Source organism: Candidatus Nitrospira salsa, assembly GCF_965152625.1.
In genome coordinates this window covers 155,586-181,427 of sequence record NZ_CBCUCO010000005.1, presented here as the reverse complement: position 1 = coordinate 181,427, position 25,842 = coordinate 155,586, and the positions used below count along the sequence as shown (strand labels likewise).

The following is a 25,842-nucleotide window of genomic DNA, read 5'->3' as shown; positions in this document are numbered from 1 at the left end:
AGTCTAGTTGCTAATGAACTATCGAGATCGCCTATATCAGAGTTATATCTCTACGCATTTTGGGACAATTCGAGAAATTTCAGCTGAAGCATGTAGCAAGCAATGCCCCACATTTCGCGCCTACTTTAAGCCGCATCTGCCTCAAAGCCTTCAGGCAAAGATTTTGGATGTTGGCTGTGGTTTCGGTGGTTTTCTGTTTTTTCTTCGTCAAGAAGGCTACGAAAATGTCCATGGAGTAGAAATTAGCCATGAGCAAGTTAACGCGGCAAACAGTTTGGGAATCCCAAATGTTTTCGCCGGAGACTTAATTGAATATTTGCACGCACGTCCCGCAGCATTCGACTGCATTACAGCTCTGGATGTGCTGGAGCACTTTCGGAAGGACGAGACTCTCCCTTTGCTCGATGCAATCTTTCAGGCTCTGAAACCTAGTGGTCGGATAGTTGTTCAAGTGCCGAATGGTGGGAGCCCATTCTCTGGGACTCTTCGCTATGGTGACTTTACACATGAGATGGCATTTACGAAAACCAGTATTCAACAGGTATTACACTGCTCGGGTTTTTCTGAAATTGCCGTACATGCAGCTGATCCTTTTATCCATGGTCCGGTAAGTGCGATTCGCTGGGGAATTTGGCAGATTCTTTGTTTGATCTTGCGAGGCTATCAGGCAGTAGAGACGGGTAACTATCGAGGACATATTTTCTCTCAAAATCTTTTATCTGTGGGTGTCAAGAACCATTAAGGATTCGAGAGATATGGTTGTTGGACTATTTACAGGATTGTTGAATCATGGGGGTGTCGAACGAATGGGGCGTCAGATGGCAGTTGTCCTCGCTAGTTATGCAGAAGATAGAGGGCAGTCGTATCGTCTTTTTAGTTTGAATGATCCAGTGGGAACGCATGAAATTAATGTCGAAGGCATGCTCATTGCCATTCACGGATTTAATCGTAATAAGCTACTTTTTGTTTGGACATTTACAAAACTCCTGTTTCAGGTACGCCTTCTACTCCTTGCACATCCCCATTTAGCCCCACTAGCCTTCCTTCTTCGAGTCATGCGATCCTCAATTCCTTGTTATGTGGTGACATACGGAATTGATGTATGGGAACCGCTCTCCATATGGCATCGTTGGGCGTTACAACTCATGACAAAGGTTATCACGATTAGTCAATATTCGTTAGAAAAGCTTATAGCCTTGCAGGGCGTGAAAGCCGAAAATATCTCTCTGTTGTCTCCTTCTGTCGATAAAGGATTTTTGGTGGAGGCATCAAATTTATCGAATATGGGGTCTGACTTCTCTAGGAATATGACATTGCTCACAGTCTCAAGGTTATCGACAACGGATTCTTATAAGGGGATTGATGTGGTGCTACGGGCGTTGCCTCAAGTGTTGGAGTCAGTCCCACATGTGCAGTATTCTATTGTTGGTGATGGAGATGACCGAGCGCGTCTTGAAGGCATCGCAGAAGAAGTGGGTCTCCGAGAGAGAGTGGTGTTTAAAGGTAGAGTTTCGGATGCAGAATTGCAAAACAACTATCGAAATTGTGATGTATTTGTCATGCCAAGCTTGAATGAAGGTTTTGGGATTGTGTTTCTAGAAGCGATGGCATTTAGCAAGCCAGTTGTAGGGGGCAATCATGCTGGGACGATCGATGTCATTCATGATGGGAAGAATGGTTGTTTAGTAAACTACGGAGACACCGATGAACTGTCGAAGTGCCTCATTTATCTTCTTACGGAAGAAGGGATTCGAAACCGACTAGGCAAAGCAGGCCGACATTCAGTCGAAACTCAATTCTCTTTTGCTCGGTTTAAGGAGACATTCTTGTTATTGTTGAAGGAGCATGCCTGTTGAGGGTTCACTTGGGAAGTCTGTTTACTGTGAAAGTGGTAACTTATGCAGTCATTTGATTTGACATTTATTTAGTGATGGAAAAAGGTCCTTCCCCAAAAGCTGCTCTTATATGTGGCGTGTCCGGACAAGATGGTCCTTATCTCGCGCGATTGCTGCTTGGAAAGGGGTATCGAGTCTATGGAACCTCCCGTGACGCACAAGTTTCAACATTTCAAAATTTAGTTCGATTAGGCATACGAGAACAGGTCCAGGTTGAGTCCGTCTCTCTGACAGATTTTCGAAGTGTGTGGCAAGTGATGATGAAAATTCAGCCGGATGAAATTTATAACCTTGCGGGGCAAAGTTCGGTCGGACTTTCATTTCAGCTTCCTGTTGAGACCCTTGAGAGTATTACGATCGGTACATTGACGATGCTAGAAGCGATTCGAATGATGGGAAAGCCGATACGGTTTTATAATGCCGGTTCAAGTGAATGCTTTGGCGATTTGCCTGGTGTGGCGGCAGATGAAACGACCCCTTTTCACCCAAGAAGTCCCTATGCTGTTGCGAAAGCCGCCGCATTCTGGGAAGTCGCGAACTATCGTGAGGCCTACGGTTTATATGCCTGTACGGGTATACTCTTTAATCATGAGTCACCCTTACGTCCGGAGCGATTCGTGTGTAAGAAGATCATCAAGGCAGCGTGTGAGATCGCCGCGGGGCATGCCGACAAGCTCTGCTTAGGAAATATGGCTATTCGCCGAGATTGGGGTTGGGCTCCTGAATACGTCGAGGCGATGTGGCTTATGCTTCAACAAGATCAGCCAGCCGATTTTGTCATTGCAACCGGAGAAAGCCAAAAGTTAGAAGATTTTGTCAGTCTTACATTTTCATCATTAGGGCTAAATTGGCAGAATTTTGTACATTCTGATCCACAGTTAAGCCGTCCAACCGACCTTTCTGAAGGTCGAGGGTGTTCTCGAAAAGCGTGGGAAATTTTAGGGTGGAAGGCCCAAGCGATGATGCCTGATGTTGTGCGAATGATGGTAAAGGCGGAGATGGATGAAGACTATCACCTGTAAGGGGTACGCCTGCTAACCAGTGGAATCTATCTCTACTCTTCACTATCATTTTTGAGAAAATATCTCTGAGTTCTGATAAACGACGAATTGCTCAATAGGGATGCAGATAAGAAATGAGGGTTTCGACAGTGGTCTTCTGGAAAAGGAACGTTTGCCTTGATTAATTGGTCAGGCATAAAACAGGATCATTTATTGGGGAAAATTTTAAGATTCTCTTTAAAATGTCTCTCAAAAAGAATGATCCTATCAATTCGTCGAGGGCCGGCCCAGGGGCTGAAATGGGTAGTTGGAAGTGCAACCCACGGATGTTGGTTGGGAACATATGAACTCGAAAAGCAAAAAACATTAGAGCAGTTTGTGAAGCCGGGTATGACTGTCTATGATATTGGAGCTCAGGCGGGATTTTATAGTCTCCTGTTCTCCCGACTCGTTCAGCATGAGGGCAAGGTGTATGCCATTGAACCTTTCGCAGAAAATGTTAGACATTTGCTCGCTCACATCCAGCTAAACCATATCGAAAACTTAAAAGTTATTCAAGGGGCGTTAAGTGACCAAAGCACTTTAACGGGATTCGGCATAGGAAATAATAATTGTGAAAATTCTCTATTAGAAGGAAGAAATGGAATTTTAATGGTTCCAGTTTTTTCATTGGATGAGTTGATCGAGGTCGGACAAATTGCGCCACCTAATTTACTCAAACTTGATGTAGAGGGTGCTGAGTTTCAGGTATTAGTGGGCGCAACTCGTACCTTGAAGGCTTATAAACCAATAGTATTTCTAGCCTTACATGGGAATGAACAACGTACAAAGTGTTTTCATTTTTTGAGGGAGAATTGTTACGAAGTATTTAACTGCCAAGGGATAGCTTTAGACGATAATGCAATGGAGGATGAAGTCTATGCTATTTCCAAAGGATAAAGTTGTGTTGTGAGTAGAGTCTTCCGCGTTGCTTACTTAGTGTCCCATCCGATTCAATATCAAGCCCCTCTATTGCGTTCTTTGACCCAACAGCAAGAGATTGATTTAACGGTATTATTTCTTAGCGATTTTTCTACCCGGCACTACTTTGACCGAGGGTTTGGTAGTGACATGAAATGGGATATTCCATTATTAGATGGTTATCATTCTCGGTTTTTACCTGTTTTAGGAGGGGGGCAACAAGTTACATTTTGGAGACCGTTCGTCTATGGGTTGTCGCGTTATTTACGCGAAAAACCATTTGATGCTCTTTGGATGCATGGCTATGCTCACCAGGCAAATCTTCGAGCCTTAGCCATTGCCAAGCAACTTGGGATCAAGACGTTACTTCGTGGAGAGTCGCATTTGTCAAGTCACCAACGTTCTTCTGCTAAGGAGTGGCTGCGTTGTCGAATCCTTCCCAAACTTTTTAATTCTATTGATGGTTTCCTTTCAATTGGAACGCTTAATCATGATTATTATGTGCATTATGGAGTATCACCGAACAAGATTTTTCCCATGCCCTATGCTGTAGATAATGTATTTTTTCGGGAAGAAATACAAAAGATTAATTCAAAGAGAGAGACTTTTCGACAAGGATTAGGGTTGGAGCCAGGTCATGCGGTAATCTTATTTGTCTCAAAGTTTCAAAGCCGTAAACGTCCCATGGATCTTCTTCTCGCCTACGCTCGTCTGTTAGAAGAAATGACGAAGGGAGAGCCAGAGCCTTATCTATTATTTGTTGGAGATGGAGAAGAGGGGCCAGAGTTAAAGAAGTCAATCGTGGAATATGGTTTAACCAAAGCTAAGCTAATTGGATTTAAGAACCAGACCGAACTTCCGCGTTTTTATGACTTATGTGATGTGTTTGTTCTTCCATCAGAACACGAACCATGGGGGTTGGTTGTTAACGAAGTCATGAATGCCGGAAAGCCGGTGATTGTCAGTGATCAAGTCGGAGCTGGGTCTGATCTCGTCCAGGACGGAGTGAATGGATATATTATTAAGGTCGGGGATGTTTCCACATTGGCTAGAAGAATCGACGCAGTGCTCAGTAACCCTGGGTTAGCAAAAGAAATGGGTAGAGAAAGCAGAAGGCGGATTTCCGGATGGTCCTTTAACGCTGATGCTTGTGGACTTGTCCGGGCTTTAGAGTTTGTGACTGCCCGAAATCATGATGTTATGTATCGGTAGATATTTCTGCGACAAGTGGGACTGTAAAAGGTAATTGCTTATTGAATGATTTCCTTACTTCCGAAGACTGTGAAAGTTGCAAGAATGAGGGCTCACATATATTCTCGTGGGGACTGCGATTTTTGGGATGGTTTCATGGGGATTTTTAATGACTTGGAATTTTGAGCTTCACGGCTTGATCGAAATATGAAATTTAGTATTATTATCCCCACATATAACGAAGAAGCTGATATTGGTGAAACGTTGAATTCTCTTATTCAACTTACATACGACAAAAAAGAAATTCTTGTCGTTGATGATTCAACCGATCAGACTCCTGATATCGTTCGCTCGTATGCTTCTATGGGGGTTACGCTTATAAGGCCAGCGAAACGAGGTGGACGTTGTGAAGCGAGGAATTTAGGCATTCGATCAGCAGATGGTGAGGTTATCGTGATTTTGAATGCAGATGTTCGCCCACGGTCAGATTTTTTGGAGCAGCTCCTTGCTCATTATACACTTGGCTATGACTATGTTCTTGTGGGATCAAAGGTTTCTAATACTGATTCATTCTTAGCTCGGTATATTGGGGCTATAGCTGATATGGATTATGCTGGCGACACCTCATGGATGGAATGGACTGAAGGATTTTCATGTCGAAGAGAACTGGCAATAAAGGCAGGGTTATTTCCTGTAGGACATCCTATTCCTATTTGTGCCGGAGAAGATGGTTTTTTTGGGGAAAACCTTAGAAAGTTAGGGGCCAAAAGGGTGCTAGACCTTAATATTATTGTTGATCACGTTGCACCTGGAAACTTAGGAGAGTTCTGGCAGATAAGAAAAGGTCGAGGTTGTGGTGGTCCACAGTTTCGTCGTTTTATTCAGCGGTGGTCTTTTGGAAAAATTATCGCAAGAGCGATCCTTCGACTTATCAAATCTACCATCATTGTGCTTCTCGTCTTTCCTCCTGTCATTATTAATTGGAAGGTCAGTAGTTTTTCTATGTATGGTAAGCGAGACCTTTTCCCTTTCATTGGTGCTTGGTTTATTGAGTTACTTGCGTATCATGTGGGTGAATGGCAATCAGTACGTGAGGTCATGAAAGCCGAACAGTTAAATTCCTAAGCTTCCAATTTTTTCATGCTTCAATTGGACGATCTCACACCATTAAATTTTGAAATCCCGAGTGAATCTTTTATCGAATCATCGATAAAAAAGCCGATCCGACGGTATGTCTATCCTTTGTATAATTGTCTGACCAGTCATTTGCTGGCTAAGCGATATCGTGAGACGATTCCATTTCGTGTTGACCGATGGTTATGGGGACAACGAGGGAGTGACTATGAACGGCATCGACGGCGTGTCAATCGTTATTTGCCGTTAGCAGGGAAGGATATTCTTATTGCTGGGTGTGGTACTGGGCAGGACATTCCCACGTGGTTTCCCTATGCACCGCGCTCGGTCACTGGCATAGATTTATTTAACTATCAGACAGCCTGGACGATACTTCAACAGCATTTGTCTCGTGTTTTTCCAGATACGGCTATCATGTTCGCTCAGCGAGACTTAGCCTGCCTTAACGGATATGCAGATGAGACATTTGATGTGATCGCTTCCGATGCTCTTTTTGAGCATCTGTCGGATCTTTCCTCTGTGTTGAAAGAATTTCGAAGACTGTTACGTAAGGATGGCTTGCTATACGCTACGTTTGGTCCTCTATGGTACTCCTGGGGAGGAGACCATATCTCGGGTTCCGATGATCCAAGGCATGGCTATAACCACCTTCTTCTTAAACAAAAGGATTATCATGAATATCTCAACAGCTTTGGTATGTTAGAACACTCGGCACATGACGGTCGGACGTGGATTAAAGAGGGATTATTTAGTTATTTGTCCCCAAGCGACTATTGTCGAAAATTAGAAGAGTCTGGGTATGAAAGATTATTCACATCGTTGATTATTGATCCTCGTGCGGTGAAATTTTTGAAAATGAATGTTCAGGAACGACACCGATTAGAGAGGATCGTGGCACAGGCAACGGATTTATTAGTGACCGGGATGACCGTGATTTATAAGGTTAGGCGCAATATATGAGAGTGGTGACCTCATGCTTTTCACGATTTCACATTTTTGATCAAGCCAGTCAATTGCATCGCTTAGGAGTTTTAGAAAATATTTTAACAGCCTGTCCCAAGCGCTGGGCAAAAGATTGGGACATTCCTCAGCAAAAAGTTGTTTCCTTGCCGTTGAGTGGTGCCTATGGATACGTTGTCGAAAAAGGACTAAAAAAAGTGCATCCGCTTCTTGGTCGTTTGGCATCCGAATCACTCCACTCTCATTTTTCAAAAAGGTTAGCAAGGTATATTCCTTCTACGTGTGACGTATTTATTGGCCTGTCTTCATTGTGTTTAGAGGCTATTATCGAGGCTAAAAAGAAGGGGATTTTTACGGTTGTTGATCATGGAAGCGTGCATCAACGTGCGGAGAAAAAAATACTTTTAGAGGAATGTAAACTTTTGTCTATCTCAATAGACGAGGTTGTTCCTTCAGAGTGGATCATTGAGAAGGAAGAGGATGAGTTTGAAGTGGCTGATTGTGTGTCAGTCTTAAGTGATGTGGCGAGACGGACTCTTGTTGAAGCAGGAATCCCGAGAGAGAAGGTTATGGTGAATAATTGTGGTGTTTGCCTGAGTGATTTCAAGCCTTATCCCAAATCAGACAATATCTTTCGGATTATCCAATGTAGTGCAATTACTCCCACTAAGGGTGTCCACTATCTTTTGCAAGCATTTAGTGAACTTAAATTGCCAGATTCTGAATTATGGATTGTTGGTCGTGGCAAAGAGGTCTCACCCCTTCTACCAAAGATAAAGCAGTATGCAGCTAGTAACGTTTATTTTAAGGGCGCCTATCCACAAGCTGAACTCTCTGGAATTTACTCACAAGGGTCCATTTTTGTTTTGCCATCACTTGTTGATGGTTTTGGGATGGTCGTACCACAAGCAATGGCGTGCGGGCTTCCCGTGATAGTAACTGAAAATGTTGGTGCAGCAGATTTAGTGATGGAAGGGAAGAATGGTTTTATCATACCTATACGTGATGTCGACGCATTGAAGGACCGGATACTTCGTTTGTATGAAAATAAAGATTTGTTGTTGGATATGAGTCGCAATGCCTTGCGTTCTGTTAGCGATGGTTATACATGGAATGATTATGGGGATCGACTTTTGGCAGAATTGAAAGAACGTGTTTGCTGTTAAACCACATCGATAGTGCTTCGTATTCTCGAAATATTAGGATAAATACACCTAGCTAAATTTTCACTGTGAGTCTACTAGAAGGCGTGTAGCCTTCTCTTGCTTTTTGTTGGTGCCTAAAAACTACTGAGTGGTAAGCTCTTTGGTTTTTGTTGAAAATTTTGAAAGTAATCCCTACACATTACCATGAGGAAAATTCTAGAATGTAAATATATATTGGCAGAGACGACTTTAGGTGTTCTCAAAATGAATGATTCTTTGTATACTGAAAGGATTCATATTTAATGTTACAGGTGAATCCTGATCGGTGGTTTTGTAGGCCTTTCCGAGGTAGGTATTCACTTGTCGGAATTTTCCTTTTCTCATGTTTGTAAATAACGTGGCTCAGAGTATCGTAGCCATTGATCTGACTATCTTCGAAATGGTTCTTCTCTGTCATGTCGTATTTCCGGCGATTGATCATCTTTAACTAAAATGATGAATGAGCAAGATGTTTGAAAATCCTATCATTGGAGTGGGTACCTTCAACCCATCTCCTCGGGCAAAAGAGCTTGTCATGCAGGCTTTAGAAAATCGACGTCTGTCATATGGCCCAATGATGCAAGAGTTTGAACATTCGTTCTCCAAGTTGCATGGCTGTCGTTTTGGAGTCATGAGCAACAGTGGAACTAGTGCTCTTCATGTCGCAGTTGCTGCACTGAAGGAAATTCATGGATGGAACGATGGCGACGAAGTTCTCGTACCAGCTACCACTTTTATTGCAACGTCAAATGTGATTTTACATAATAATTTGACTCCGGTTTTTGTGGATGTTGATCCACTGTATTACTGTTTGGACCCTAATTTGATTGCGGAAAAAATCACTTCTCGTACGAGAGCGATTATTCCTGTTCATGTTTTTGGGCAATCGGCTGATATGGATCCAATTCGCGTCCTTGCTTCTGAGGCAAATTTGAAAATTATCGAAGATACATGTGAAACGATGTTTGCGACTTATAAAGGCGAGAGTGTTGGTAGTATGGGGGATATTGGGTGTTATTCAACGTATATTGCGCATTTGATTGTGACTGGGGTCGGTGGGATGAATACCACCAATAATCCTGAGTATGCCGTCAAAATACGGTCTCTTGTTAACCATGGGAGAGATTCTCTGTATCTCAACATTGACGATGATAACGAATTGACGAAGGAAGAGTTGCGTGTAGTCGTTGGACGAAGATTTTCTTTTGTGAGCCTTGGCCATAGTTTTCGCATCACAGAGTTGGAGGCAGCCTTAGGTCTTGCACAGTTGGAAGAGTGGGAATGTCTCATCGAAAAACGGCGAGCCCATGCTCGCCATCTCGTCAGGGAGTTGTCTGTCTATGGAGATCGCATGCAACTTCCCGCTATACGACCTGGATGCGAACATTCCTTCATGATGTTTCCAATTGTCCTGAAAGATCAGCCAAAGAGAGATTTGGTGCATTATCTCGAAGAGCATGGCGTTGAGACCAGAGATATGCTCCCCCTGATCAATCAGCCCATTTACCAAAGTCTGTTAAAACTTCGGAGTGATGATTTCCCAGTTTCCAAGTGGATCACTGAGAGTGGATTCTATATTGGATGTCATCAAGATCTTTCTGACTCAGACTTGGATTATATGATCGAACTATTTGTCCGGTTCTGGAAGCCTCGGGTCCAGGCATCTCAAAAGGAAACGTCTCTCCTAGTCCTGGTCTTTCCTGAGCAGGGAGCCGATCTAGACGAAATTCTTGAATCTTTACCATTTGAACTTTTTGATGTAGTAGTGGGACTTGTCCGGACATGCTCTGAAGGATGGCAACAAACGTTTGCAAGGTATAGAATTCACCTTAAGGCTATTGGGGCTGAAGACCCTCTGTGCTTTTTGGCACGCCAAGGTGTGAGTCACGAAAATATTGTCGTTTTTCCAGCCGATGGGAGTTATGGTACCAGGGATATTGCTAAGTTGCTTTTTGCATTGGAATCTGGAAATGACATGGTGCTTGCATCTCGTTTCTTACCAGGTGGTGTTCGTCATGATCTGGCAAAACGATTCCCTTACCGTAGTCTAGGCAATCGAATTTTTACGATGCTTGCTAATATTCTTTTCTATGGGAATTTGACCGATAGTCTTTCAGGTTTTCGTGGCCTGAAAATAGCAGCTTTTCAATCTATTCCTACGCCAGGTAAAGATTTGAGTCTCCTGTATACTCTTTCGATTCAAGCGATGAAATGTCGTTGGAAAGTAAGGGAAGTTCCGACGCAAGAATCGGTGGAACTTTCTCATTTACATAAAAGAAAAGCCTGGGGTAGTCTGATTCCAATGTTTAGCATACTTATCAAGGAGTGGTTCAAAAAAGAGAAAAAACCCATTTAGTGCCAGTATTATCTACGCTGGATTTTGAGAGGGAGGCTAGTCCTAGGTTAAATAAGTCAGAACTTCTTAGATAAACTTGGGTGCCTGTTAATGATTAAGATCCTTCATAGGTTATTCGGCCAATTCGATCTTGTGAAGAGTGTGGAAAGTTAATCACGGTTTAGTCTATGTCAACAAGGAATATGAAATGACAAATCACCCGCACTCAACCTTGGTAATATTGACGAGAAACGAAATCGAGGGTTCCCGAGCCCTTTTTGACAAAATACCAATAGCGGCTGTAGATGAATGTCTTGTTATAGATGGAGGATCAAAGGATGGGACCGCAGAGTTTTTTCGTGAAAAAGGAGTTCGTGTCGTTGAACAAACCATTCTAGGTCGTGGCGAAGCTTTTCGAATTGCTGCCAGAGAATCGAACAGTGATTATCTCATTTTTTTTAGTCCAGACGGGAATGAGGATCCGGATGATATTCCACGTCTGCTTTCCAAAATTGATGAAGGACACGATATGGTGATTGCATCCCGTTTTCTTCCAAGCAGCCGAAATGAAGAAGATGATCTGTACTTTCCTTGGAGAGCTTGGGCAAATCAGGCATTTACCCTGATGGCTAATATTCTTTGGCATGGCAAGCTGACAGATAGCATCAATGGTTTTCGTGCAATTAGGAGGGATGTATTCAATCGTTTGAATCCTGATGGTCCTGGCTATGTTATTGAATACCAGTTATCAATTCGTGCAATGAAGCTTGGACTAAACATTGCTGAAGTTCCTACGCTGGAAGGCCAGCGAATTGGCGGGGAAAGCGGCGCGCCTTCAATCCCAACTGGCATGCTATTTTTAAGGTTTCTCTTTCGAGAAATTACGGTTGGACGAACATTTTAGTAGACAACTGTATCGGGCCAGAGGGGCAATTGAAAATCTAACAAGTCTTACAGTTTTGATAGTTTCGTTTGGGCGATGGAATCTCCGCCACGTCCAGCCTTTTGGTACCATTGAATGGCTTGATCATAATTACGTTCAACCCCTCGGCCTTTTTCATACATTAAGGCCAGATTTCTCATTGCTGCAAAAATACCATTATGTGCACTACGTTCATACCATTGGAATGCTGAACCATAGTTAACGTCTACTCCACGCCCCAGTTCGTATAATAACCCCAGATTGTTCATCGCCGTGGCATTTCCCTTGCCTGCGGAGTCTTTGAACCATTGTGCTGCTATAGCAAAGGAACGTGGTACGCTTTCCGCTCGGTAGTACATCCTTCCAAGTTTACACATGGCAGTGCTATTCCCCAAATTGGCGGCATTGCTATACCAGTTGTATGCTCGAGTTAAATTGATTGGGTCATGCTGTCTTCCGAGTTCATACAAGTTGCCAATATTTTTTGATGCAATGGAATCTCCTTCGGATGCTGCAGCCATGTACCATTTTTTGGCTTCTGTAGTATTTTCTGTGACGCCGAACCCTCTTTCATACATTATTCCTAGATTCCGCATAGAAGGTACATCATTCAGGCGGCTAGCTTTGTTAAACCACTCGAAGGCTTGATTGAGATCTTTGGGCACGGCGAGACCTTCTGCATAGAGAACACCCAAGGTTCTCATAGCTGCAGCATCCTCTAGCTTTGTGTTTACTCGTGCCCATTTTGTCATTTCAGAATAATATTGTTTGATTAGTTCAGAACGTTTCCCGATGTTCTCAGCCAGATGAGACCTCATTTTCCATTGCTGTGCAATTTCTTCACTCTTTGGAATTATTAATCCAGATTCGTACAGATCGCTTAGTTTGCGCATAGCAGATACATTTCCCAAGTGAGCTGCGTGTTGGTAGAGAGACAGTGCCATTTGGGAGTCAGGTGATATGTCCGTTCGAGATTCGTAGAATTGAGCAAGTTGTACCATTGCTTGACTATTACCTTGTGCGGCGGCCTTTCGGAAAAGTCCTAATGCTTTCTTGAAATCTTGATGCGTAGAAATTCCTGAATGGTACATACTTCCTAGTGATGTCTGTGCTTGGGCATCACCTTGGTTTGCGGCACGAGAGAAGTACTGGAACGCTTGGTCTGATGCATTTTGGATATTCAAATTGTTCAGGTAAAGCCTTCCGAGACTTGTAATGGCAGGTAGGAAATTTTGTTGTTCTGCTTTGCGATACCAATTCATTGCCGTGTTGATATTCTTGGTTACACCATATCCATGTTCATACATCAGTCCAAGGTTATACGATGCGATAGGGTGTTCTTTGCGGGCGGCCATTCGAAACCATGCCTTGGCTCCTTCGTCATTACCCTTTTCAAAATCCACTAGTCCCATGAGATAGGCATTCTGTGCGGTGTGTTGAGTGGCTTGTGCTTCTCTAATTGAATAAGAAAAATGGTCTCTTGGAAGACTGTCCCTGAAAAAGGGAACATCCTGCTGTTCGCATTTATCGAGGTCTCGAAGTAATTCTTGATACACGCCTGCTATGGCTAGTTTTTCGAGATTGGTATTCGACCAGAATTTTGTTGAAGGTATTGAAATTGAAAGCGTTGTCGAGACTAAGACGAGGGTGATGAATGAAAGACAAACAAGATTGCTTCCCCCCGACCAAAGTCTTTTGGCCAGTGTTGTCAGTCTACTAGATATGAATCGATACCCATTAGATAGCTGTAAATCAGTTGTTAAGATGCTATGAATCAAGAAAAGTACAAATAGAATTTTAATATGTCGTATGTAAGTGAGAGAGACCCAATCTTCGAACCCATGAATGATCTGAATCCAAAGTATTGAATAAAGCATAATGCCTGAGATGGAGCCAGTGACAACAAGGTTTTCAAATAGGTACCGATATAAAACGCCTAGCAACAACATGCCGATTACGACTCCAAGGAGCCCAAAGTTAAGGTACATGTCACCGATTTGTGTGGGGCCAATTCCTGTTATGACATCATTTGTTCTGAGGATACCGATAGCTTTCCCAAAGTCATTGCCGTCGTTGAGGAAGCGTGGTTGATGACCTAGGAGAGCGGTAATATTGAATGCTCTAAAAAAATCCAGGAATCCTTGTCCATAGAGCAACTGTTCTGCGTGGTCTACAATAGCTGTGAATATATGAGACTGCCCAAGTCTTCCAATTGAACTGTCAATGACTAGTGAGGATGTTGCCACCAAATCAGAGCTAAGCGTTTGTATAAATGATTGTTCCTGATGCTCAGTGAAATAGTTTTGATCAAGGTTTACCTTATCCTTCATGTATAATTTGATTGGGAAGACGAGTAATAGGATGGCTAGGCCTATCACAATAATTCTTCCTGTACATCTCCGGTAGAGGTAATGTCTGGTGAGCAAATAGATCAATATGGGTGTCAGAATCGACATTCTGCCAGCACCAAACTTGACCTGTCCGAGAAATTCGAACACAAATAAAGGCCATGCGATGCGGCCCCATAAATTTGCCTGATCGTCATGATTCCGTAATAGGAAGAAATACTGTGAAAAAGCGATGGCCAAAGCGATAAAGTGGAAGGGGTTCAGCGAAAGAAAAGAACTGAGGGTTATGCTAATGTCCGAATTTGGTTCTGCAAGGTCGGAGATGATACGAGGGCATTTAATTGCAAACCCAGTTATTAGGACACCGAATGTGACCCATAAAGACCTGCTTGGATTCCACGGCTTGTCTAGAAAATCAGAAAGGGAGCGGTGCCGTAACCCTTTTCTTAAAGAATAATACCCCAGAAGAAACGCCAAAAGTCCAGCCAGCAAGTATGTAAAAGACTTTTTGTTCAGAACATTGATTCCACGTGCTTCGAGATTCGTAAACTCGGTTGTGAGGCCTACTGCCAGCGCAATTGGAAGAATTGAAAAAATGACAACATAGTAGAGGGTGAACGAAAATCCAAGATTGAATATGTCAAGATTGAGGAGTTTTCTCATTATATTACGAAACCTAAACAGTGGCGCTCTCAGGTGAGCGTTTCTTATGACCTCTCTCATGTTTTAAGTCTGCAAATTCTAATAACAGCAAAAATAAGTACACCAAATACTAAGAGAGTATGGATCATCCCACCGATTACAAGATTTAAGCTTGACATTGATAAGTGTGCCGTTGACATGATGATCAATGTTCCAAAGATCATGTTGCCGACAGCTGTACTCGTACCCACGAAAAAATGCCACCCGAGATGCAGGGCTGTGCCAAGGGCGATGGCGCTGAGTACGATTCCACCCCATCCATAGGCCATCCAGGATTCAAAAATTGTGGGCATGGACCAGACAAACGGCTTGTCCGTCGGTTTGGAGTATCCGTATTTCAAACCGATTAAGAGTCCAGTTTTTTCTACTGGTTTGTCATTCCATAATATTCGAGGAATCAATTTGTAAAATAGCGGTTCGTATGTCTCCCAATATGAGTAGGGTACCTGGCTTGGTGTCATTCTGATCGCATATGCAAAATTGCCAAGAGAATTCAATCGGTGGGCTATACGCGCGATGATGTGATAGAGATTGGGGTTAGTATTTTGCGAGAGCGGCCAACGTAGTTTATGGTAATTTGGGTCATACTCCTTTAGGTCGTCCTTCTTATTTATGACTTCTGAGCCATGTTGGTCGCGAGGATCTAGTGTTTGAGCCTGCTTATACAATGTTTTTGCACGAAGGAGATCTTTTGGTATGCCGAGTCCATTCTCATAGAGATTGGCCAGGTACCGAATTGCTGAAGCATCTTCCAGGGTGGCAGCTTTCGAATACCACTTGTGTGCAAGAGCATAATCTCTAGGTATTTCGTCCCCTAGTTCATACATTCGTCCGATGATGCGCATCGCAGGACCATCACCTTTCTGTGCTGCATCATGATAGCAAGCGAGCGCCCTCCTGTGGTTATACGCAAGCCCGTTTCCGCTTTCATACATTGATGCGAGGTGCCTCATGGCAACACCATCACCTAAGATTGCAGCTCGTTGATACCAGCGACCAGCTTTAGATAAATCCTTTCCGACTACAATTCCATTTTCGTACAATAGACCTAATTTTCTCATTGCAAGTTTGAGTGTTTCTGGATCATTCTGAGGTTTGGTAGTAATGCCTACTTCCGTTAAAGATAAGTCCATGCTCTGTAGGTCGTGTACGATAGCTTTGAAATAATTTTTGGGGAGGCCGTGCCCATACTCATACATGGTGGATAAAACTTTCATGGCGTTGGAATTGTGTTTTTCGGCCGCACGCCGATACCAAGCTATTGCATGCTCTATACCGTTAGGTTGAATTAAGGCACGTTCATAGAGATAACCAAGTCTGAGCATTGCATTGGAATTATCCTGTTCAATGGCGCGGTGGTACCAACTCTGGGCCATAGTGATTGCTTGTTTATCTTCCGCATTTTCTTCAGCTGTTACGCCTAAGGAAAGCATCGCCAGATCATTCCCATTCAGGGCCTGGAATTGTATCTCTTCTGGTTCAAGTTTGTGTTTGAGATGAGTAAGCGCACTCATCGAATCATATGCAATGAGATTTGAGATTGCGTGTTTCGCTGTCTCAATGGCATGCTCGTCGGAGTCTTCGCCTAAAGGTTTTATGCATAAGTGAGGTGCGAGGTCATCATTTTGAGATTCATTCATTATCTTTTGATGCAAGGCTACTAAGGTTGTATCTCGTTCAAAGGCACCGCCGTACCGTGCGGTTCTGATTTCTGATTTGAAGGCCAATGCGAGTCCGATACCGATTACAAACAATACTAGGAGTCCAACTTGAATTCGTAGAGGAGTCCTCATCACTCCAAGTGCATATAAAACTCCAAGTGCGCTGATCGCGATAGGGTTTACATATCCCAATAAAGCAGGAAGAGCAAACGTTACCATTCCGCTAGGAATGAGCAACAGAAAAATGATGAAGTGTTTGAATCTACCGAGCGCATCAAGACGAAGTAGGTAAATTCCCAATATGATGGCAAGTGTTGGCGCTAGTGATAAAATGTGAGTTAGATTTTCGAAAATGGAGGGGAATTGCATTGTCTGATGTAACGCAGAAATTATGCTTCCTAGAGTTGCGAATCCAACAAAACACCACCAGACTCCCTGTCTGTTGATATGCCAGAGAGTCTGCTGCTTTGAAAATTTTTGTCCGACGACAATAATACTTCCTGATAAGAGAATCCACGTGATCCATACAACTGTGGCATATGAAATCTCAGCTGTTGTGAGATGTACGACAGTCTGATCGACTCGTAGGGAGAACGGCAGGGTATAAAAGATTAGCGGAGTTAAGAAGACGCAAATCATTGGGAAGAAACAAAAGAATAGGAAGCGCCAAATCATACAGTCAGGCTATTGCGAATCCAAACTCTCGGTGTGTCGGAGGTTATTTGTTGTATTCGGTAAGCATCTCAACCACCAAAGCCCTAGACAAAAAATGCTTAGTACGACACTCCATGGGAACATCATCATTGTAATGCTTGTGAGGATGATTGGACATACTTCCTTTGAAATGAACAGTAAATTAAATCGGTTACAGTACTTGAAAAGAAGCCGTGGCACAAACCAAAGTGGAAGAAGAGCGTCGGCAAGAATCATCCCCGATATCATCCCAATAAGACCGAAATACTGTGCTCCGGTGTAACTGAGACTGACGGTGAAGAGCGAAGATAGAGCCAGAGTTCGCGCCAGGCCTTCGTGCTGATTCACTGCCATTAGAACATGGCTACAGGCTGTCCAAAGCACAAGCTGCATGACATAGAGGAGAATCAAATCCATCGCATTCTGGTTGTATGTAAGAGTTTCGCCTAGCCAGAGCTGGAAGATTTCTTCTCCCAAAAAATGAAAAATAATAAAAAATACAAAGGCTCCAAACAAAGAAGATCGAAGTAAGAAACGAAATAATTCATGTAGTTTTTCGTAATCACCTTCCATGTCGAGGCGGGTGAACTCTGGCCATGCGGTGTGAGACAGAAGACCAAGCAATTGCTTAATAGCGTTTGCAATGGTACGTAATGCTGAGAACACGACAACCTGCACAGACCCAAGGAGTGCCCCTGCGACTAGGATGGTTCCCTGGATTGAAAGTAGCTGAGAAACTTGGATTGAGAAGAAATGAAGGCTCGGCCGTAGAAATGTCCTCATAACAGAATAACTGGAGTGTTGTAAGGACAGAGTGGCGATATCCGGAAGCTGTTTTTTGAGATCGACGATCACCATTCCAACAACTATCCCGTATGGCAAGATCTGTAATGCTGCGATGCCCAGCATATTGGCACCAAAGAGCAACCCTCCTGAAGTGAAAACCATGTGTGTCAGAATAATTAGATTACCGAACATCACACCTCTCGGCAGTAGGCCAATGGCCCGATAGATCCCCAACAGAAGTCCCTGCGGAAGAGCTATAAGAAACTGTGCGCCTAGCAAGCTGGCAATCATAACGGTCATTGCATGAGATGTTTCTGTGATGCCTATTGTGTGTTCGATCGGGTACAGCCCTAAAACAATGATCAGTAGTAGTAACGCTGCTGCTGGTAAATAGAGGAAGAGAGCTAAGCCGCTATGAAGCGATTTTCGAAATAATTCGAAATCTTGGCTGGCGTAAGCTTGTGTCAGTCGATTGACAATATAAACTTGCCCACCAAGCTCTGTCAGTGAGAGATAGGCGACCAAGGAAGAAAGAACCAACCACTCACCATAAATATTTGCTCCCCAGGCCGTTAAAAATAGTGGAACGAGCAAGATTTTTGAGGCAACATTGAGGACTTGACCAATGGCATTTGCTCCAAATCCTTTTACGAGGCGTGACCAAGTGGTGCCAGGAAATATGCGTGCGGATATTGGCTCTTCTGCTTTCATCTCATAATCCTACGTTTTCTCGCGATCATGTGAAGAAATTTATGCACCCTATGCCTTGTTTGAGAAGTTCTAGATTCGGGTCGGAGATCAGTTTTCGAAAACTATTCTTTTGTAAAACTCAGATTATCGTAAGTGTTTTGGCTTATCCTTTAATGGAAGCCCATAGTATTTTCTGAGTGCAGTGGACGGTATAACTTGTTAATTAGTGCGCTGTCGAATAGACTCTGATATTTAACAGGACTCGCGAGGATGAGTTATGTGTTATGTAAATGATAAGTGAGGAAAGCTATTTGGTCTATTGGATTGGTTTTTCTTTGCTTCGCTCTACGCCATCCTTTGTTGAGCGAATGTAGACACTGTCTGCTACAAACGTTAAAGCCGGAATTTTGTGACTAAGCTTCCTTAATATCTCCGATAGACGAATAATCAACTGCATGCCAAAAGGCATCAAATGGATGTCGCTTTTTTGTAAGCCCAGGCCGAAAAAACAGTCTACAGATATGACCGTTGGTCCAACTCTATTGTTAAAAGTTCGCTTAAGCTCTCCCAGGCTCCAGTATCGTACTTCAAATGCTTTGGGCATTCTAAACCATCGTTTTATTTGGTGGTGCAATGAGCGAATGCCTAATAAGTTAGGCATTTGAATGAATGTTGTTCCCCCAATTCGTAAGACTCGACCTGCTTCAGATAGGGCCGTTCCTACGTTTGCTTTGGAAAGATGTTGTAACACGCTATAGGAAAAAACAACGTCCATGCTTTTATCATTGAATGGGAGGTATCGAGAATCGGCAACGATATATTTAATTGGTAACGCCAACTGTTTGGCTACTCTGTGAGCAGCCATAATTGCACCCATCGACGGATCGAGGCCGACTGCGACATATCCCTTTCGTGCGGCAGCTACGCACCAACGCCCCCAATTACACCCTAAGTCAAGGAAGGTTTTTTGATGACCATTCGGTAGACGTAAGTCTGGGATTGGATATGTCTTAAGGTTGCCGATCAAATGCTTGTAGGCTATACCGTTTGTTTGAGCGACGACAAATGCTACGACGGGATCAATTCCCGATTGATCTTTCAAGATGAGGTCTGCAATACCTAGTCGTTCATAATCGCTAATGCCAAGTGTCTCGATATAATAATTCGAAGTTTTCGTGACAGGTTGATTTTTTTTTGCCCACTCAAGAGAGGCATGTGCGACCCAATGTGTTTGCTCGACATTGGGTGCAAGCATAATAGGGACACCATTGATAACAGGATACTGCCGCCCCGCAGTCGATACAAGATTCCCATCTCGGTACTCTAAGCGAGTATGATCAATAGGACAGACTAAATTTTCGAGATACCAACTATCGAGTTCTGAATGTGCATCTTTAGTTGAGGCCATGAGAGCGTTCCACTTTATTTAGGTTGGCAAACTGCTAGGGTTATGTAAATCGAAGGAAATATGAGGTGCAAAAAGAATTAACATTATTTTCGATTACTCAATTTTCTTCATAGTTCACGGTCGCAGTTTGTAGAGATTTGCTCAATTATTTATCTATTGCAGTGCTAGGCATCACTTGAAGGCCACACGGAATTCTGTTTGGCAGTCACTGAAACTTTGTGAAGATGTCTCTTGTTTTCCGAGCCTACTTATAAGGCCTGCAACGTGTTTGGCGAATAGACAATATCCATATTCATTGAAGTGGGTCCCATTTAGTGATAAGGCATATAGCCGTTCCTTACCGTATTTTTTGTATATGGGTTCAAAGTCACTGATCATTATGTTTTTCTTTCCTTTAAAGGTTTTTCTCATCGCGGATATTTGCATGGCAAATTGAGGTGTATTTCCACCATACGGGGGAAGTGTGACAACGATGACTTGGCCACCCCAACTCTCTGCTGTATCGGCTATTTTTCTAAGGGATTTTTTCATAATGGAGAACGAAGCTGATGATTGTTCATTCCATTCTGCCTTTCTTGTAAAGCGAAATCTAGTTCCTAATGCGGATTGAAGAGAGCTTCTTATCCCAGACAGTGTAACCAATCCGCGAATGTAAGCCTGCCAATTTATGTTCTCTTCTTTAAAACGTACGGACTCTTGAGAAGTCTCTTCACTCTGATACGGGTTCAAAGTAATTAGTTGGTCTAATCTTGCGTCAATTTGGTTTTGTTTCATTTTGAGTAATTTAGTATTCGTATTGTCTACATAATATTTTAAATTTGCATGCTGATATTCTCGCTGTGTATCGTCTAAATCATTGTAAAACCAAACTAGAATCGTCGTCTTAATTTTGAGAGGGCGTACATACTCCATAAATGTTGCGACATACGATACGAAGCCATTTCCACTCATTCCCAAATTGATCGTATGAAATCCATTTTTGTTAAGTTGCCCTCCTATCGTATGTTCTCGTGGTACGCAATACCCTTGAACATAAGAATCTCCAATAAGGGCCATCTTCACTCGTGGGTTGTCATGAATAGAGTCATGATTGTTGAAGCCAAAGCGATCACTTTGATAGGTTAACCATTGGCCGACTTCGTTGCACAGGATCACGGTGGCATGTGAGCGTCCACCAAGGGGCAGATAATCAAATTCCCCAAAATAATCAGCAGTTCTGATGGGCGTGAAATTTGGTACAGCGTCCACCCCTGCCTTTCGTAAATCAACTAAGACCTCTCCTGCTTTTCTTGGATCCCATTCAAGCCCAGCGTCCGTAACTGCGAGTCGGAGTCTATGTTCTGGAGTGAGACGTTCAAAGTAAAAAACGTTATAAGTCATCAATAAAAAATTGAAGAATAACACCGACGCAAATGTCGATATGCATACTGTCATGATATTTTTGATCATGACCTATTTCCAGGCTTTTCACTTGGTCCGAGCATACATTATCTGTAATTTTATTAATTCCCTCTGGTGGAGGCTGCGTCCTGAAATTGAATGCCATGAACCATGAATTGTGCATAGCGAAGAGGATTCATGCATGACGTTTAGTCTTGTATTCTTCATTTAAGAGTCAAAAACTTTAATATGGGGACAAGCAGTTACTGATTCCTAAGACGTGCCATCGTATGGGATTTTTCGATCTGATGTGCCATAGCGACATATCCTGCTAGGCTCAAATGCAAGTCGTTTGGTCCATATAAATCTATAATATCCTCTCTCACTTGTTTGAAGTAGGGTAATAGGTCAACGGTCACGATACCATATGCTCGAAGTGAAGCGTTAATGGCTTTTACCTTGCTTGTCACAATTGGGTCGGCAATGAGGTCTTCGTAGACACTAGTTTTGTCAGGTACAACAATAATTATTAACTCTATTCCTCGAACAGCAAGTCGGTTTTTAATAGCACGCACATTTTGGCTGGCTCTGTTGAATTGCTCAGGGTTCCAATCCTTACCATTCTTAACGGCATCCAGAAATATTGAGAGCAATCGATCAGAGCGTCGATTAGAGAAAAGGTCATGTTGTTTTAAAGGCTGATTATAGACTTTGCCGTTAAAGAATGAATCTTCTGGCTTCAATGCCAAAGATAAGGTATTTTTGACGGTACGGTACAGATAGTCAGAGTTCAGTTCCGGATTTAATGGCTTCTTTTTAGACGAAGTATTATGTTCCTGAACTTTAATGTTTTGGGGTGTGATTTCACCGATTGTGCAATGGAAGTTATACAAGAATGTTTCAAGATATCCTTCCTCAATTCTTTCGATCATCACAAGTTTAAGCGATGAAGGTGCAGTGCTGAGCAACCACTCTATCCAATTCTCAACACAGCCAACATCACCAAAATGATATGACTGATGCTTTAAGCCAGTTTTATCTGAAAGAACACTCTGCCAGTAGTTCCACCTTGAAAAGGAGTCTCCCAACACTAGAACATCTGGGTGAGGGGTAGGTTTCCCATTACCGTGAACATGGATGACAGGTTCTATCTTGAGGGCCCTGTAGTCCTGTTCGGACCAATGTCCCATTCGAGTTAGAATACCTTCTGGTTTTTTAATGTAAAATGCCAGTGCCAAATATATAAGGATGGGGACAAGAAATGCAAAAATAAACCCATACGATCCAGCATAATTAGAAGATGCCATTTTCATTCTGCGACCATCAAAACTGGTAATAGATGAATGGGCTAACCGTATGCATCTGCCCCCACATGACAACAAACAAGATTCCAGTTAGAAACCCTAAACTCACTAACGTATACGTCGATCGTTTTCTTTCAAAAAAGAAGGCTGTGATTTGTTGTGTATTGGGGAACGTCCAGATCATCAAAAACCCCATACCTAAAAGGAGAAAAAAAATCTGGTCATCTGAGAACACCAAAGTTGAGACACTTTCTGACCCTATGGTAAGCAGAGCCTGAAATCCAGCTGTTTGTAATTGTTGATATAAAATATTTAGCTGTGCGGCAGATTTAATAGATACATCTATGCCATTTATGCCGAAACATCCTTTTAAGACGGCTATAGCAGACTCCCAAGTTTCTGCTCTAAAAAAAATCCAGGCTATTGCTACAGCAACAAATGTTAAAGCCGTTCCTCCAAGCCTGCCTAATAGTGTAGATGCTGGAAATACGGGGAGCTTTAATTTCTTTTTTAGTCCATCCCATCCATGGTTCACCAATAAAAATATTCCATGCAATCCACCCCATGCTACGAAATTCCAACTTGCTCCATGCCAAAGTCCCCCTAGGAGCATCGTGATTATGATATTGATATTTTGTCTTGGTCGGCCTTTTCGATTTCCTCCCAAAGGAATGTATAAATAATCTCGGAGAAACCGTGATAATGTCATGTGCCATCGACGCCAAAACTCTATAATGTTATGGGATTTATACGGTGAATTAAAATTAATAGGAAGATGAACACCAAATAGAAGTGATATGCCAATAGCCATATCTGAATAACCTGAAAAATCAAAATACAGTTGCATGGTATAGGCAAGTGTACCTGCCCAGGCTATCATGAAGGCAGGCTGTATGCCTTCTCGTGCGTTATCAAAAACTGGGCTAGCATATTCAGCAAAATTGTCAGCCAAAAAAACTTTCTTGCCTACTCCAATAGAAAACACCAATAGTCCGATGGCCAGTTTTTCTATTTGAACTTTAGGAATTCCTAAAGACGAAATCTGAGGCAACATCTCTTTGTGATGTAAGATAGGTCCCGCAATTAAATGAGGGAAATATGTCACAAAGAGTAAATAGTCAATGAAGTCGTACCGACAAGCCATGCCGCGATACACATCAACCAAAAAGGTAATCTGTGTGAAGGTGAAAATTGATATTCCAAGAGGGAGTGCTACGTTGACGAATGTGCCTTCCAATCCCGTAAGGCTGGTCATCGTAGAAATGAAGAAGTTCCCATACTTAAAATATATAAGGACTCCAAGGTTTCCTGCGATTGAGATCGAAAATAGGATTTTCGATGTGGCTGAATCTTTGCACTTTTCCAGTTGCAATCCCATAAGATAATTAAATGTCACAGAGGCTAACACCAACAGGACAAACTTGGGATTCCAATAGCCATAAAAAATAAGAGAGGCGACACACAACCACAACGCTGCCAGTTTGTGGTGAATACGAATTACTAAATAGAACCCTATGAGAACTACCGGCAGAAAGATAAAAATAAATTTATAGGATGTAAAAAGCATAGAGGGCTAAAGCTTGCGATACGCTATAGGAAATTGGGTTTGCATATAAACTACCTAACCATAATGTACTGAGACCTCGTGGCTGATGTGAAAACTATACAATCAATTTTCGTTTCAGTTTAATTATCGACTTGATGAGATTCATTGCACTATGTGCTTACAGGTGGGAGTCATTGAATTTTGAGAGCGAACGTTTATCATCCAACAGTAAGTGTCAAGTCTAGACTGATGTGTGTGATCATTTCCTTCAGATCTTATTGTTCTTGCATGGACTCAAAAGTCACAGAAAACTGGCTGAAGTTGGGGCAACTTTATTTGTAGAGTCATATTGAAGGTTATCTTACTTTAATTTGCAATTTTCAGACATCGGTATCCATTGCCGCAGCTATCGGGTTTTCCCACGTTAATATCACGGTACCCTATTCCATGGATGTACACGTCAAGTGCAGTTTGGTTCTCACTCAGATTTTTTTTATTCTTTATTTTTAGTTCCGAACCCGTTAATGCGGAAGGCCCGATTTCGATTGCAGAAAGCGGGTGATGATCATCACCTCCACCAAGCTGCACCACTTCAGTTTTATCTATTTTGTTTTTAAAGAAAAACCGTGAATTACCGTTAGGCTGGAAAATGAAATTTTGGGAGTTCATTTCTTTTTCAATTCGAATATCATTCCCAGCCAGTCCCCAACGGGTGAAGTACGTGTCATTGTCTATTTCAAAGCTTAAATACCTATTACTGTAGGAATTATCTTCAGAAATGAAATCAAAATTTAATTCCATTAATCTTCGTCCATCTAATGGTTCATAGTTACTTTCCATGGATAATGCAAGATAGGGCAGATCACATATCACTTTTCGATGACTATTTCCTAAGCAATTCCCTTCTAGTCCCAGGCTATTATACGCAAGATAAAAAACGTCGTTTTTAGTGAACGTTCTATTCATAAAGATGCCAAATGGTGCACGGTCATTTGTTGGAAATGCCAGTGACTTATTTGATCCACTTTTTTTGATTTCAGTATGGGCAGGAAGAGACTGTTGGTCTGCTCGGGAAATGTCCGCATCAATAAATGAAAAATATCCATCATTGCGTTTAGATTGCAGGCCGGCATGGTAAGCTTTGGGATTAGCGTGATAAAAATCAATCAATTTTCCTAATGCGAATTCTAGAGACCAATTAGAAAAGTCAGTTATGGAATTGAAGTCTGATTTTGATTTGGCTTGTAATTTTGCACGATTGGCTCGAAATTTTCTGTGGTTAAAACCAACTTTCCTGGCACTTGCTAGTAACACATTTTTCTGGTCAAGCATTTTGGCATAGGCTTCGGTTAAGTCATCTCCATACTTTTTCTCATTTGCCTCTAAATAACGGCGCTCTAATTTAATTTTTCTATCGACAGCAAGTTTGTATTTTGATAACTCTTCACTAAGATGCTTAATGTTTTCGTCAAATCTTTTATTAAACGGAGCATCACTTTCCTTACTGCACCCTAGATGCGAAAGTATAAGTAAAAACGAAAGTAGGAAAGTGAGAAGTTTCATGGTTGATTTTGGGGATTATTGTAAATAAATATCTAAAGGCCTATGTTACTCTGAGATTTAAATTATCTTTATTTATTGTCCAATTAGCTGGACCATCCGAAATCAAGGCGTCAGTGATTGTAGTGTCCGTCGATATTAGATGGGAGCCCCGTGCGCTGGAGCATGGTTTTCTCGTTTTT

At 42.3% G+C, this 25,842-nt stretch carries 18 protein-coding genes; 10 read left to right on the top strand and 8 right to left on the bottom strand.

Going from position 1 to position 25,842, the window contains the following annotated elements; genetic code table 11:
• The first annotated feature begins 13 nt into the window (after positions 1–13).
• From ACWQXP_RS21305 to ACWQXP_RS21260, 10 genes are all read left to right on the top strand, one after another.
• On the top strand, positions 14–742 hold the full coding sequence (locus ACWQXP_RS21305) for a class I SAM-dependent methyltransferase (RefSeq protein ID WP_454064901.1): 729 nt from the start codon (positions 14–16) through the stop codon (positions 740–742).
• 13 nt (positions 743–755) lie between these two features.
• Positions 756–1,856 carry a glycosyltransferase family 4 protein gene (locus ACWQXP_RS21300; protein ID WP_454064900.1) on the top strand — a complete coding sequence of 367 codons (1,101 nt, stop codon included), beginning with the start codon at positions 756–758 and terminating at the stop codon, positions 1,854–1,856.
• Positions 1,857–1,930: 74 nt separating this feature from the next.
• Positions 1,931–2,917 (top strand): GDP-mannose 4,6-dehydratase, encoded by a 987-nt coding sequence (locus ACWQXP_RS21295; protein WP_454064899.1) that lies wholly within the window; start codon positions 1,931–1,933, stop codon positions 2,915–2,917.
• 156 nt (positions 2,918–3,073) lie between these two features.
• Positions 3,074–3,835: an FkbM family methyltransferase gene (locus ACWQXP_RS21290; protein ID WP_454064898.1), complete on the top strand. Its 762-nt coding sequence runs from the start codon at positions 3,074–3,076 to the stop codon at positions 3,833–3,835.
• Between the two features lie 9 nt (positions 3,836–3,844).
• The gene (locus ACWQXP_RS21285; RefSeq protein ID WP_454064897.1) at positions 3,845–5,068 is read left to right on the top strand and encodes a glycosyltransferase family 4 protein; all 1,224 of its coding nucleotides are present in this window, start codon (positions 3,845–3,847) and stop codon (positions 5,066–5,068) included.
• A 186-nt stretch (positions 5,069–5,254) separates the two neighbouring features.
• Complete coding sequence (locus ACWQXP_RS21280) at positions 5,255–6,172, top strand: glycosyltransferase (RefSeq protein WP_454064896.1); 918 nt, start codon at positions 5,255–5,257, stop codon at positions 6,170–6,172.
• A 15-nt stretch (positions 6,173–6,187) separates the two neighbouring features.
• Entirely contained in the window at positions 6,188–7,141 is a 954-nt protein-coding gene (locus ACWQXP_RS21275; RefSeq protein ID WP_454064895.1) for a class I SAM-dependent methyltransferase, read from the top strand.
• Positions 7,138–8,307 carry a glycosyltransferase family 4 protein gene (locus tag ACWQXP_RS21270; RefSeq protein ID WP_454064894.1) on the top strand — a complete coding sequence of 390 codons (1,170 nt, stop codon included), beginning with the start codon at positions 7,138–7,140 and terminating at the stop codon, positions 8,305–8,307. Before ACWQXP_RS21275 ends, ACWQXP_RS21270 begins: the two co-directional genes overlap by 4 nt.
• A gap of 487 nt (positions 8,308–8,794) precedes the next feature.
• On the top strand, positions 8,795–10,681 hold the full coding sequence (locus ACWQXP_RS21265; RefSeq protein WP_454064893.1) for a DegT/DnrJ/EryC1/StrS family aminotransferase: 1,887 nt from the start codon (positions 8,795–8,797) through the stop codon (positions 10,679–10,681).
• Between the two features lie 187 nt (positions 10,682–10,868).
• On the top strand, positions 10,869–11,564 hold the full coding sequence (locus ACWQXP_RS21260; RefSeq protein ID WP_454064892.1) for a glycosyltransferase family 2 protein: 696 nt from the start codon (positions 10,869–10,871) through the stop codon (positions 11,562–11,564).
• Between the two features lie 47 nt (positions 11,565–11,611).
• On the opposite strand, the gene ACWQXP_RS21255 is transcribed toward ACWQXP_RS21260, so the two are convergent.
• The 8 genes from ACWQXP_RS21255 to ACWQXP_RS21220 all read right to left on the bottom strand — a co-directional run bounded on the left by ACWQXP_RS21255 (position 11,612) and on the right by ACWQXP_RS21220 (position 25,663).
• Positions 11,612–14,593, bottom strand: coding sequence for a hypothetical protein (locus ACWQXP_RS21255; RefSeq protein ID WP_454064891.1), 2,982 nt, complete (start codon positions 14,591–14,593; stop codon positions 11,612–11,614).
• A gap of 56 nt (positions 14,594–14,649) precedes the next feature.
• A complete protein-coding gene (locus ACWQXP_RS21250) occupies positions 14,650–16,968 on the bottom strand; it encodes a hypothetical protein (protein WP_454064890.1) in 2,319 nt (772 codons plus the stop codon).
• Positions 16,969–16,977: 9 nt separating this feature from the next.
• Positions 16,978–18,483 carry a lipopolysaccharide biosynthesis protein gene (locus ACWQXP_RS21245; RefSeq protein WP_454064889.1) on the bottom strand — a complete coding sequence of 502 codons (1,506 nt, stop codon included), beginning with the start codon at positions 18,481–18,483 and terminating at the stop codon, positions 16,978–16,980.
• A 295-nt stretch (positions 18,484–18,778) separates the two neighbouring features.
• A complete protein-coding gene (locus ACWQXP_RS21240; RefSeq protein WP_454064888.1) occupies positions 18,779–19,870 on the bottom strand; it encodes a methyltransferase domain-containing protein in 1,092 nt (363 codons plus the stop codon).
• A gap of 171 nt (positions 19,871–20,041) precedes the next feature.
• A complete protein-coding gene (locus ACWQXP_RS21235) occupies positions 20,042–21,319 on the bottom strand; it encodes a hypothetical protein (protein WP_454064887.1) in 1,278 nt (425 codons plus the stop codon).
• A gap of 194 nt (positions 21,320–21,513) precedes the next feature.
• Positions 21,514–22,563, bottom strand: coding sequence for an alginate O-acetyltransferase AlgX-related protein (locus ACWQXP_RS21230; RefSeq protein WP_454064886.1), 1,050 nt, complete (start codon positions 22,561–22,563; stop codon positions 21,514–21,516).
• A gap of 10 nt (positions 22,564–22,573) precedes the next feature.
• The gene (locus ACWQXP_RS21225) at positions 22,574–23,950 is read right to left on the bottom strand and encodes an MBOAT family O-acyltransferase (protein ID WP_454064885.1); all 1,377 of its coding nucleotides are present in this window, start codon (positions 23,948–23,950) and stop codon (positions 22,574–22,576) included.
• A 516-nt stretch (positions 23,951–24,466) separates the two neighbouring features.
• Complete coding sequence (locus ACWQXP_RS21220; protein WP_454064884.1) at positions 24,467–25,663, bottom strand: hypothetical protein; 1,197 nt, start codon at positions 25,661–25,663, stop codon at positions 24,467–24,469.
• Between the last annotated feature and the right edge of the window lie 179 nt (positions 25,664–25,842).

What these genes read in the sequence shown, in the direction of transcription:
- ACWQXP_RS21305 (WP_454064901.1), top strand. Translation starts at nt 14, where the DNA reads ATGAACTATCGAGATCGCCTATATCAGAGTTATATCTCTACGCATTTT.
- ACWQXP_RS21300 (WP_454064900.1), top strand. Translation starts at nt 756, where the DNA reads ATGGTTGTTGGACTATTTACAGGATTGTTGAATCATGGGGGTGTCGAA.
- ACWQXP_RS21295 (WP_454064899.1), top strand. Translation starts at nt 1,931, where the DNA reads ATGGAAAAAGGTCCTTCCCCAAAAGCTGCTCTTATATGTGGCGTGTCC.
- ACWQXP_RS21280 (WP_454064896.1), top strand. Translation starts at nt 5,255, where the DNA reads ATGAAATTTAGTATTATTATCCCCACATATAACGAAGAAGCTGATATT.
- ACWQXP_RS21275 (WP_454064895.1), top strand. Translation starts at nt 6,188, where the DNA reads ATGCTTCAATTGGACGATCTCACACCATTAAATTTTGAAATCCCGAGT.
- ACWQXP_RS21270 (WP_454064894.1), top strand. Translation starts at nt 7,138, where the DNA reads ATGAGAGTGGTGACCTCATGCTTTTCACGATTTCACATTTTTGATCAA.
- ACWQXP_RS21265 (WP_454064893.1), top strand. Translation starts at nt 8,795, where the DNA reads ATGTTTGAAAATCCTATCATTGGAGTGGGTACCTTCAACCCATCTCCT.
- ACWQXP_RS21260 (WP_454064892.1), top strand. Translation starts at nt 10,869, where the DNA reads ATGACAAATCACCCGCACTCAACCTTGGTAATATTGACGAGAAACGAA.
- ACWQXP_RS21255 (WP_454064891.1), bottom strand. Translation starts at nt 14,593, where the DNA reads ATGAGAAAACTCCTCAATCTTGACATATTCAATCTTGGATTTTCGTTC.
- ACWQXP_RS21250 (WP_454064890.1), bottom strand. Translation starts at nt 16,968, where the DNA reads ATGATTTGGCGCTTCCTATTCTTTTGTTTCTTCCCAATGATTTGCGTC.
- ACWQXP_RS21245 (WP_454064889.1), bottom strand. Translation starts at nt 18,483, where the DNA reads ATGAAAGCAGAAGAGCCAATATCCGCACGCATATTTCCTGGCACCACT.
- ACWQXP_RS21240 (WP_454064888.1), bottom strand. Translation starts at nt 19,870, where the DNA reads ATGGCCTCAACTAAAGATGCACATTCAGAACTCGATAGTTGGTATCTC.
- ACWQXP_RS21235 (WP_454064887.1), bottom strand. Translation starts at nt 21,319, where the DNA reads ATGATCAAAAATATCATGACAGTATGCATATCGACATTTGCGTCGGTG.
- ACWQXP_RS21230 (WP_454064886.1), bottom strand. Translation starts at nt 22,563, where the DNA reads ATGAAAATGGCATCTTCTAATTATGCTGGATCGTATGGGTTTATTTTT.
- ACWQXP_RS21220 (WP_454064884.1), bottom strand. Translation starts at nt 25,663, where the DNA reads ATGAAACTTCTCACTTTCCTACTTTCGTTTTTACTTATACTTTCGCAT.